The sequence below is a fragment of the Protofrankia sp. CiP1_Cm_nod2 genome, assembly GCF_920664355.1.
In the GTDB taxonomy this organism is placed as follows: domain Bacteria; phylum Actinomycetota; class Actinomycetes; order Frankiales; family Frankiaceae; genus Protofrankia.
On record NZ_CAKKTL010000053.1, the window covers coordinates 14,687 to 21,820 of the forward strand.

Here is a 7,134-nt window from a genome sequence, read left to right on the forward strand (position 1 = left end):
TGCCGCGCAGCTTGGCCAGCGCCTCGGCCAGGATCGCCTCCCCGTCCTTCTCGTTGCGCCGCTCCCGAACGTAGGCGAGGTGCGTCTTGTACGGTTCGGTCTTGGGCGGAGCGGGCGCGTTGTCGCGGTCACGACCCGCTGGGAAGCCACAGTTCGGGCAGTCCCAGGTCTCGGGAATCGTGGCGTCCGCGGCGAACGACGGCCTGGTCTCGTGATTGTTGGCGCACCAGAAGGAAATCCGCTGTCGCGGGGCCGTCTCACCGCGTTCGGCTTCCCCCATGGGCCCCGCCCCTACCCGACTTCCTCTGATGGCGTTACCACCTGCCACGGTCCGCATGCTCCTTTGTCTCGTCCCGCTGATTGACTCCGGATCCGGCCCCCCAGCCGCCAGCCGGCCTGACCGAGTGTAAGACGAGAAGGGCCGATCTCGTCGCACCGACCACCATCGGTCACCCTCACAATCCGCTCTGGTGACCGAACGCCGTCACCGCTCCTCCCGCTCGCCCAGGCCGGCGAACGGAGCCGTGGCATGGAAAACACGGGCTGGGAAGGAAGCGGCAACCATGTCACCGCTCCGCTCGCACGCTCTCACCCGGCCTCTCGTCCCAGGCTCCGGCCTCTCGTCCTAGGCGATGCCCAGGGAGACGGCGGTGGGGTCGGCGGCGTCCAGCGAGGGGACCCGCAGAAAGCCGCGGACGTTGGCGCTGTGGAAACGGGGCGCGACGGTGACCGCGAGCGGAATGACGGCGGCGTCGGTGAGCAGCTCCCGCTCCAGGTCGCCCCAGCGGGTGGAGAGCGCGACCGGGTCACGCTCCCCGAGGGCGTCCCGCAGCAGCTGCGCGACCCGGTCGTTACGGTATCCGCCGTCGGCCGGCCGGGAGCCCGACCACTGCGGTTCCAGCAGCGGCTGGAACACGCTGCGCCCGGCATTGCCGAACCACTGCGGCGTCACCCTGGTCAGGGCGAGATCCCAGCCCACCGTGCTCGCGGGGACGGCGGCGCTCGCGGGGACGGCGGCGCCTGGGTAGTCCGCGGCGGGGACCACATCGACCCGCAGCGTCACCCCCGCGCGGGCGAAGGCGTCCCGCAGCGCCGACGCGACAGCGGCGTCCTCGGCGGAGTCCGTGGTGAGCAGGACCAGGGCGGTCAGGGGACCGCCGCCGGCGGCGGTCCGCGTCCCCTCCCGGCAGCGCGCCGGATCGCCGGTCGACCCCAGCGTCGGGAACGGGTCGCGCGGCTGGAAACCGGCCATGGCCGGCTGCAGCATCTGCGCGGTGGTGGTGGCCAGGACCGGCCCGCCCAGCGCCGCGGCCACGGCGGCGCGATCCACGCAGTACACCAGCGCCTGCCGGACGCCGCCGCCACGCAGCGCCGCCGACGCCGGGCCGTGCTGGCCGACGGTGAGCAGCACGGTGGAACCGGGGCCGTCCGTGGACAGCCTGCCGTCGGCCCGGGTGTCCAGCGCTGCCACGTCGGCGGCGGGGACGGTGCTGTCCATCGCCATGTCGGCCCGGTCGGCGTCGATCTCGGCCTGGGCAGCGGCCGCGTCGACACCGGTACGCACCGTAACGTGATCGGCAAGCGCCGGGCGGATGCCGTCGGACGAGGCGACCCACGCCGGGTCGCGCGACAGCCGGAAGGACCCGTCACCGAGCGTGTCACCGAAGTGGTACGGCCCGTCGGAGATCAGGTTTTCCAGGTACTCGGGCGAGTTCGGGGCGTAGGCGAGGGCTTCCAGCGGCACCGGGGAAGCCGCGGGCAGGGCCAGCACGTCGGTGAAGTCCCCGGCCGGGGCGAGCAGGTGGAACTCGATCGAGTCGTCACCGACGACCTGGACGCCGTCGATACCGCGACGTTCGATGAAGTCGCGTACCCCCTCGGGCGGGGTTCTCATCAGCTCGTCGCAGTAGGCTGCGAAGCCGGCGACCGTCGCGGCGAAGTAGCCGCGCATGGGCGACGGGTCCGGCGGCGTGCACAGCCGTTTGACGCCGCGGGCGACATCGGTCGCGGTGACCCGTCTGATCCCGGGGGTGTCCCAGCGCGCGGCCGGGCGCAGGGTGACGGTGTAGGTCTTCCCGTCCGCGCTGACCGCCGGCGGCCCGACGGCCAGGTCCGGCAGGGGCGCGGCGGTGAAGACCGGGTCGGGGCTGGCCCGGTAGGAGTAGAGCTGACGGGAGACCAGCCGCAGCAGCATCCGCGAACCGGCGTCCGTCGCCCAGCCCGGATCACCGCTGGGCATCCTCCCGGTGACCAGGCGCAGCGTCCCACCCGGCTTGTCCGTTGGATCAGTGGTGACCGTGGGTATAACCGAAGTCACCGGTATGGGTGCCGGCTGTCCAGCACCTCCGCAGGCCGCGAGCGTGGCAAGGACGACCACGCAGAGCAGCCAGGCCGGGATCCGGGTACGCCAGCGGCCGCTCACCCCTTGAGCAGGAGGCCGAGGCCGATGATGCAGGTGAGCCAGATCAGCCCAATCATGACCGTCAGTCGGTCGAGGTTCTTCTCCACCACCGAGGAGCCCCCGAGCGAGGAGGAGACACCGCCGCCGAACAGGCTGGACAGCCCGCCTCCCTTGGCCCGGTGCAACAGGACGAGCAGCAGCAGAAGCACACTCGTGATGATCAGGACAATCGACAGCCCAACAGTCATCTCCGGACCCGCTCCCACACCGTCATCCCGTGATCATGTAAACCGCCCGGCCCGGCCGTGTCATCGCGCGACGCGGCAGGAAGCCCGACACGAGCAACCATGATCGCACCCCCTCCGGCCATACCCGCACCCGACGGCCCCCGGCAGCGCGACAAATGATCATCGCATCGCCTTCGACCATACCGATTCAGCAACCTCCGGCAGCGCAACGAACGATCATCGCACTGCCTTCGGCGGGGCTGACCGGCGGCATTCGTGCCAAGCTACCGCACGGCGGTCCCGCGGCCGGCGCGGCGCACCACCATCGGATCATGCCCGTGCGAGCCGTGGCCCTCCGACGGGCCGCCATGACGCCCTACGGTACGACACCGAGCGAGGCGAAGTCCGTCATCATGAACCCGGGCGAGTAGTGGATGTTGGTGAGCCGGCTGCTGTAGATGTTGAGCGCCCGGTCGTAGAGCAGCGGGACGTAGGCGGCGGACCCCACGACCGCCCGGTCCGTCTGCGTCCACAGGCTCGCCGTGTCCTCGCTGTCAGCGGCCCCGATGCCCTGCTCCAGACCCTGGTCGACCGCGGGCAGAGCCAGTTCGGCGATGTTGGTGCTGTACCGCGGCCGGATCGAGCCGCTGGCGGCGAGCGGGGCGAGGAACGCGTACGGCGTCGGCCGGGTGGCCGCGCCGGCGGCCAGGACGAGGCCGTACTTCATGGTGTGGACGTGCTCGGGGCTGTCCACCGCCGCGGCGTACCCGGCGTCGTCGAACTTCACGACGGTGACCGTGATGCCGGCCCGGGCGAGTGAGGCGCGGACGGCTTCGGCCTGGGCGAGGGAGAGCGGATCCGACCGGGTGACCAGGGTGGTCTCGAAGCCGTCCGGCCGGCCGCAGGCGCCCAGTTCTGTTCTCGCCCTTGCGGGGTTCCCGCTGCCGCCGGGGCTCGGGAAGAGGTCGAACCAGGAGAAGGAGCGCACCGGCGGGGTGAGCATCGTGGCCGCGATGTCGCCCCCGACGAGGGGGCCGCCCCGTGCGGTCTGCTGTGCGCTCTTGTCCACCGCCCAGGCCACGGCGTTGCGGCAGGCGAGCTTGTCCAACGGCGCGACCGTGGTGACCACGGCCAGGTAGCGCAGCCCGCCGGTGGCCTCGCTGGTGGTGCGGGCCGCGCGCAGGCCGGGGTTCGCGCTGATCCGGGCGGTGGCCTCGGCGCCCACCCCGCTCTGGTCGGCGGCGATGTCGGCCTGGTCGGTCAGGATGCGGCTGTCGATGTCGGCCGCGGCGAGCCCCATGCGTTCAACGACGCGGTCGGGGTGGGCGGGCCGGTTCGGGTCGGTCTGCCTGTCCCACTCCGGGTTGCGCACGAGGGTGAGGGACTCCCCCGGACGATAGTTCTCGATCTTGTAGGGCCCGGACGCCACCGGCCGGGATCCGTACCCGGCGCCGGTGTCATGCGCCCGCGGCACCGGTGTGGAGACCGGGGAGGCCATCAGCAGGTTCCAGTCCGCGAACGGCCGGTTGAGCCGGAACATGATGGTCCTGTCGTCCGGCGTGGTCACCGCGGCCAGCCCGAGACGGTCGGGCGTGGGGTCGGTGTAGGGACCCCGGTAGGGGTTCTTCTCGTCCTGGAGAAGCCGCACCACCTCGCCGGAGCCCGCGCCCCCGGAGCCCCCGGAGCCCCCAGCCAGCTCCGGGGCGAAGGCCCGCTCGATCCCGTACTTGACGTCCCGGGACGTGATCGGGGTGCCGTCCTCGAAGGCCAGCCCCTCCCGCAGCGTGTACGTCCAGGTGCGCAGGTCCTTCGGGGCCGGCACCTCGGTGGCGAGGTCACCGGCCAGCCTGAGCGCGCCGGGGCTGGGCGCGTACGTCACCAGCTGCCGGGAGATCCACCGCTGCTGGTTCCAGCAGCGCACGGACGCGGTGCGCTGGGGATCCCAGGAGTCGCAGTCGGCGGTGGCGAGCACCCGCAGCGTCCCGCCGTCGCGCGGCGAGGCGGCGATGACCCGGCTGCTGATCGCCGCGGGCGGGCCCGACGGGTCGGACGGGGCCTGCCGGCCTCCTCCCCCGCCCGTACAGGCGGCGAGAAGAAGGCCGAGGACGACCGTGACGGTTCCGGCCCGGATGATCGCACGACAGCGCGGCATGCCCCTGGCGGCCACTTGGGTTCGAGCCCCTTCCCGGCGGGGCCGCACCCCGCCACCGCAAGCCACCCAAGCACACCCCGGGCCGGCCGTGTCCGTCGGCTGTTCCCACGGCACCGGTCGCGATCACGGACCGCGCCGGCCGGCACAGCCCGTGATCGAGTCACCGGAGTCACCGGCATCGCCGGTGACGGTTCGTAGCCGCCGTCAGCTCGGCGGGGCGCTGCGGACGATCGCCGCGAAGTCCGCCGCGTCCAGGCTCGCGCCGCCGACCAGCCCGCCGTCCACGTCGGGCTGGCTGAACAGCTCCGCCGCGTTGGAGCCCTTCACCGAACCGCCGTAGAGGATACGGATGACCGCGGCGACTCCCGCGTCGAAACGCTCGGCGAGCCGCCCCCGGATCGCCGCGCACATCTCCTGCGCGTCATGGGCGGACGCGGTCCGCCCGGTGCCGATCGCCCACACCGGCTCGTAGGCGACGACCAGCGTGCGCGCCTGCTCCAGGGTGATCCCGGCCAGGGAGCCGTCGAGCTGCGCGAGGACATGGCGGACGTGGTCGCCGGCCACCCGCACCGGCTCGGGCTCGCCCACGCACAGGATCGGGGTGATCCCGTGCGCGTAGGCGGCCCGCGCCTTGGCCGCCACCAGGGCGTCGTCCTCGTGATGGTCCGCGCGCCGCTCGGAGTGGCCGACCACCGCATAGCCGCATCCCAGCCGGGCGAGCAGCGGCCCGCCGATGTCCCCGGTGTGGGCGCCGGAGCCGTGCGGGGAGAGGTCCTGCGCGCCGTAGCCGATCGCGAGCTTGTCCCCGTCGACAAGGGTCTGGACGCTGCGCAGATCGGTGAACGGGGGCAGGACGACGACCTCGGCGTTGTCGAGCTCGACCGGCTTGAGGTCGAAAGCGATCTTCTGGACCAGCGCGATCGCCTCAAGATGGTTGAGGTTCATCTTCCAGTTGCCCGCGACCAGGATGCGCCGGCCCGTCCCCCGGGGCTTCTTCTTCCCGTTCTTCCCGTTCTTCTCGTTCTTCTCGTTCTTCTCGTTCTTCTCGCTTGCCATCACACGTCCAATGCTGCGAGTCCGGGCAGGGTCTTGCCCTCCAGGTATTCGAGGCTGGCGCCGCCACCGGTGGAGATGTGGGTGAACGCCTCCTCGTCGATACCGAGGGTGCGCACGGCCGCGGCCGAGTCACCGCCGCCGACGATGGTCAGGCCGTCGAGCCCGGCGATCGTCTCGGCCACCCCACGGGTTCCGGCCGCGAACGGCGGGAGCTCGAACACGCCCATCGGGCCGTTCCAGAAGACGGTGCGGGCGCCGCGCAGCCGACCGGCGAACAGAGCCACCGACGCCGGCCCGATGTCGAGGCCCTTGCGGCCGGCCGGGATGGCCCCGGCCGCCACCACGGCGGTGGGCGCGTCGACGGAGAGCTCGTCGGCCACCACCACGTCGGTGGGCAGCACGATCCGGTCCCCCCCTTCGGCGAGCAGGCCCTTCGTGGTATCGATCAGGTCCGCTTCCAGCAGTGACCCGCCGACGCCGTGGCCCTGGGCGGCCAGGAAGGTGAAGCACATCCCGCCGCCGATGAGCAGGGCGTCGACCTTGGGCAGCAGCGCCCGGATCACCCCGAGCTTGTCGCTGACCTTCGACCCGCCGAGGACGACAACGTAGGGACGGGCCGCGCCGCTGGCGAGGGTGCGCAGCACCTCAAGCTCCCTGAGCACGAGCTGCCCGGCCGCGTGCGGCAGCCGCTCGGGCAGGTCCACGACGCTGGCGTGCGCCCGGTGGACCGCGCCGAAGGCGTCCCCGACGTAGTAGTCGGCCAGCCCGGCGAGCTGGTCGGCGAACGCGGCCCGCACGGCCGCGTCCTTGCTGGTCTCCCCCGGGTGGAACCGGAGGTTGTCCAGGAGCGCGATCTCACCGTCGCCCAGCCCGGCGACAATCTTCTGCGCGTGTGTGCCGGCGATGTCGCCGGTGCCGTCCCCGGTGAACGCGACCGGCCGGCCGAGCAGCTGCGCGAGCCGGCCGGCGACCGGGGCGAGCGAGTACGCCGGGTCGGGTGTGCCCTTGGGCCGTCCCAGATGGGAGGAGACGACCACCCGGGCACCCCGGTCCAGCAACGCCCGGATGGTGGGCACGCTGGCGCGGACCCGCCCGTCGTCGGTGATCCGGGGTGTGTCGCCGGAACGGTCCAGCGGAACGTTCAGGTCGCTGCGGACGATGATCCGCCGCCCGGCGACCTGTAGATCGTCAATGGTCGTCACGCCATTACTCCGAAGTCCCAACCGGCTTCGGACGACACGTCCATGATCGTCGTGGCATCGCCCGAAGACACCAGAAGCCGCCAGTTTTTCCCCACC

6 protein-coding genes are annotated in these 7,134 nt (G+C 72.2%); all 6 read right to left on the reverse strand.

Annotated features, from left to right (window positions below; translation table 11 throughout):
* The coding region (locus tag NBW84_RS08325) for an RNA polymerase-binding protein RbpA (protein ID WP_250283306.1) at nucleotides 1–328 on the reverse strand (328 nt) is incomplete at its 3' end.
* Between the two features lie 297 nt (nucleotides 329–625).
* Entirely contained in the window at nucleotides 626–2,422 is a 1,797-nt protein-coding gene (locus NBW84_RS08330) for an ABC transporter substrate-binding protein (RefSeq protein ID WP_250283308.1), read from the reverse strand.
* Nucleotides 2,419–2,649: a preprotein translocase subunit SecG gene (gene secG, locus NBW84_RS08335; protein ID WP_250283334.1), complete on the reverse strand. Its 231-nt coding sequence runs from the start codon at nucleotides 2,647–2,649 to the stop codon at nucleotides 2,419–2,421. Before secG ends, NBW84_RS08330 begins: the two co-directional genes overlap by 4 nt.
* A 355-nt stretch (nucleotides 2,650–3,004) precedes the next feature.
* Nucleotides 3,005–4,780, reverse strand: coding sequence for an ABC transporter substrate-binding protein (locus NBW84_RS08340; RefSeq protein WP_250283310.1), 1,776 nt, complete (start codon nucleotides 4,778–4,780; stop codon nucleotides 3,005–3,007).
* Between the two features lie 204 nt (nucleotides 4,781–4,984).
* On the reverse strand, nucleotides 4,985–5,836 hold the full coding sequence (gene tpiA, locus NBW84_RS08345; protein WP_250283312.1) for a triose-phosphate isomerase: 852 nt from the start codon (nucleotides 5,834–5,836) through the stop codon (nucleotides 4,985–4,987).
* A complete protein-coding gene (locus NBW84_RS08350; RefSeq protein WP_250283314.1) occupies nucleotides 5,836–7,038 on the reverse strand; it encodes a phosphoglycerate kinase in 1,203 nt (400 codons plus the stop codon). The genes tpiA and NBW84_RS08350 overlap by 1 nt, the downstream gene beginning before the upstream one ends.
* Nucleotides 7,039–7,134: the final 96 nt, after the last annotated feature.

Excerpts from the sequence above, each read along its gene's own strand:
- secG (WP_250283334.1), bottom strand. The coding sequence starts at position 2,649 with ATGACTGTTGGGCTGTCGATTGTCCTGATCATCACGAGTGTGCTTCTG.
- NBW84_RS08340 (WP_250283310.1), bottom strand. The coding sequence starts at position 4,780 with ATGCCGCGCTGTCGTGCGATCATCCGGGCCGGAACCGTCACGGTCGTC.
- tpiA (WP_250283312.1), bottom strand. The coding sequence starts at position 5,836 with ATGGCAAGCGAGAAGAACGAGAAGAACGAGAAGAACGAGAAGAACGGG.